Source organism: Streptomyces sp. SPB074 (assembly GCF_000154905.1).
Classification (GTDB): Bacteria; Actinomycetota; Actinomycetes; order Streptomycetales; family Streptomycetaceae; genus Streptomyces.
In genome coordinates this window covers 4,757,664-4,760,332 of sequence record NZ_GG770539.1, presented here as the reverse complement: position 1 = coordinate 4,760,332, position 2,669 = coordinate 4,757,664, and the positions used below count along the sequence as shown (strand labels likewise).

4 protein-coding genes are annotated in these 2,669 nt (G+C 75.8%); 2 read left to right on the top strand and 2 right to left on the bottom strand.

What is annotated here, in order from left to right:
* Positions 1-109: 109 nt before the first annotated feature.
* On the bottom strand, positions 110-1,120 hold the full coding sequence (locus SSBG_RS20020; RefSeq protein WP_008747892.1) for a methyltransferase domain-containing protein: 1,011 nt from the start codon (positions 1,118-1,120) through the stop codon (positions 110-112).
* A gap of 217 nt (positions 1,121-1,337) precedes the next feature.
* Between SSBG_RS20020 and SSBG_RS20015 the strand changes: the two genes are divergently transcribed.
* Complete coding sequence (locus tag SSBG_RS20015; protein WP_008747891.1) at positions 1,338-1,742, top strand: globin; 405 nt, start codon at positions 1,338-1,340, stop codon at positions 1,740-1,742.
* Here the strand turns inward: SSBG_RS20015 and SSBG_RS20010 are convergent.
* Positions 1,726-2,199, bottom strand: coding sequence for an OsmC family protein (locus SSBG_RS20010; RefSeq protein ID WP_008747890.1), 474 nt, complete (start codon positions 2,197-2,199; stop codon positions 1,726-1,728). The two genes, SSBG_RS20015 and SSBG_RS20010, sit on opposite strands and share 17 nt — an antisense overlap.
* 77 nt (positions 2,200-2,276) lie before the next feature.
* Between SSBG_RS20010 and SSBG_RS20005 the strand changes: the two genes are divergently transcribed.
* Positions 2,277-2,669, top strand: a 393-nt coding sequence (locus tag SSBG_RS20005; RefSeq protein ID WP_234010607.1) for an ArsR/SmtB family transcription factor, incomplete at its 3' end; no start/stop codon positions are given.

Below are 2,669 nucleotides of genomic sequence, written 5' to 3'. Positions count from 1 at the left end.
CCCTCGGGCGTGACGCTTCTGGTCCCCGGCGGGCGGGTGTCGCGCCCCCGGGGCGGGGGCGGGTGCCGTCCCTCTGGCGCGGGCGGGGTGCCGTCCCCGGGCACGGGTGCTACGGCAGCGCCCACGCGTACGGCCCGTCCGGGTCGTCCAGCCACGCCCACAGGTACTCGCCGCGCAGTGTGACGCCGAAGCGCTCCCTGGCGGGCAGTTCCTCGCGCCGCCACAGCGCCAGCGCCTCGTGCGGGTCGAGGGTGCCGGCGGTGAGCGCGAGCAGGAAGCGGAAGTCCTCGTCCCGCGCGGCCCAGGAGGGCAGGCCACCGAGGTAGGGCGCCGGTTCGGGGGTGCGCTCGGCGCCCCGCATCGGGACGAAGTACGCGGGTGTGGCGAGAAATCGACCCTCGGCGTGCTCCGCGTCCCGTACCCGCAGTGCGAGCAGGCCCGTCGCGAGCGGCGCCACGAGGAGCGCGCCGGGGGCGCACTGCCGCAGCAGCGCGCGGGGCACGGTGTTGACCGCGGCGGTCACGAGCACCCGGTCGTACGGGGCACGCGCCGTCCAGCCCCGCATCCCGTCGCCGGTGCCGACCTCGGGCCTGAATCCGGCCCGCGCGAGGTGGGCGCGCGCCGACTCGGTGATCTCCGGATCGAGGTCGACGGTCGTGACGAGGTCCTCGCCGAGGCGGTGGCACAGCAGCCCGGCGTTCCACCCGGTGCCCGCGCCGACCTCCAGGACGCGGTCCCCGGGGCGCACGTCGAGCCCTTCGAGCATCCGCGCCATGAGCGAGGGCTGGCTGCTGGACGAGACGAGTTCGCCGTCGCGCAGCCGGGTCGCGAGCGGCACGTCGGCGTAGGCCCCGGTGAGCCAGCGGGCGCGGCGCTCGCGGTCGGGGTCCTCGCCCCACAGACGCTCGAAGCCACCGGCGGCGGCGCGGACGTAGTAGTACGGCACGAAGTAGTGGCGCGGGACGGAGGCGAAGGCCGCGTACCAGGGCGAGTCCTCGTCCAGCAGGTCGCACTCGCGGGACAGGCGGCGCAGGAGGCCCGCGCGGGAGTCACGGGCGAGGTCCTGCCACTCCTCCTCGGTGCGCGGGGCCCTCGCGGGCTGGGCGGGCTGCGGGGTCATGGGTCCACTGTGGGGGGCGCGGGGGTGCGAAGCGAGTACGCGTGCGGGGTGCTTTCGGCCGGTTCGGCGGCGACCCGGGCGGTGACCGCCGGAGTCACGGCGCCGTGCGGCGGCGTGGGCGGTGGCGGCGCGGGCGGTGGCCGGGAACGCGCGGCGCCCGTGCGGCGGCGGTCCTACGACCCGGGTCCTCCGCCGGGGCGTCTGAGACGATGGACACGTGAACGAGATCCCGCACGGCACAGTCCAGGAGCAGACCTTCTACGAGCAGGTCGGCGGCGAGGAGACCTTCCGGCGCCTGGTGCACCGCTTCTACGAGGGTGTGGCCGGGGACCCGCTGCTGCGCCCGATGTACCCCGAGGAGGACCTCGGCCCGGCCGAGGAACGGTTCGCGCTCTTCCTCATGCAGTACTGGGGCGGCCCCCGTACGTACAGCGAGAACCGGGGGCACCCGCGGCTGCGGATGCGCCACGCGCCCTTCGCCGTGGACCGCGCCGCGCACGACGCGTGGCTCACGCACATGCGGGCCGCGCTGGACGGACTCGGCCTCACCGAGCAGCAGGACCGCACCCTGTGGACCTACCTCACCTACGCAGCGGCCTCGATGATCAACCGCGAGGGCTGACCTCCACCTCGGTGACCACCTCCACGGGCACGGCGAGGCTGTTCGCGACGTAGCAGGCGCGGTGGGCGCGCGCGGCGAGTTCCCGTACGGCCGCAGGCTCCGTGCCCGGGGCGACCCGTACGGTCACCGCGAGGCGGATCGCGTCGAGCCGTCCGCGCCCGGGGTCGAGCCGGGCGCTCGCCTCGTCCTCGTACGCCAGGACGTCCACGCCCGCCCGCGCCGCCTCGCCGAGGAAGGACAGCAACTGGCAGGAGGACGCGGCCGTCAGGAGCAGTTGCTCCGGGTTGAGGAGTTCGGCGTCGCCCCGGAAGGCGGGGTCCGCGCTGAGGGCGAGGCGCTGGACGACGGGCGGGACGAGGGCGGTGTGGCTGCGGGAGTAGCCGCGGATTCCGGGGGCGGTGGAGCCCTCCCACTGGAGCAGAGCGACGTAGGTGTGGGGCGCGGGGGCTGTGGTCATGCGGCGACCGTAGGCCGGGGTCGTTTCGGTGGGTGCCGAAGGATGGCCGGACTATCTTCGTGCGTATGCCCCGCCCCGTGACGACTTCCGCGACCGCCCGGAACCCCGGCTTCGCCGCCGCTCCCGCGACCGGCCGCGACCGCGATTTCAGCGTGGTCGCGCAGGCGCTGGCGGCTCCGGCACGTTCCGTGTTCTGCAATCTGCTCATGGACGGCACCGCACGCCCGGCCGGGGAGCTGGCGCGGGCCGCCGGGGTCGGGGCCTCGACCGCGAGCGAGCACCTGTCCGTGCTCGTCGCCGCCGGGCTCCTGGAGTGCACGGCGTCGGGGCGGCGGCGCTACTACCGGCTCGCGGGCCCCGAGGTGGCGCGCGCCCTCGAAGCGCTGGGTGCGCTCACCGGGCCAGCTCCCGTGCGCGGCTACCGGCCGGGACGGCAGGCGGCGCGGCTCGCCGCCGCCCGGTTCTGTTAC

Bases quoted from the DNA above. Each gene is read 5' to 3' on its own strand.
- SSBG_RS20020 (WP_008747892.1), bottom strand. From the start codon at position 1,120: ATGACCCCGCAGCCCGCCCAGCCCGCGAGGGCCCCGCGCACCGAGGAG.
- SSBG_RS20010 (WP_008747890.1), bottom strand. From the start codon at position 2,199: ATGACCACAGCCCCCGCGCCCCACACCTACGTCGCTCTGCTCCAGTGG.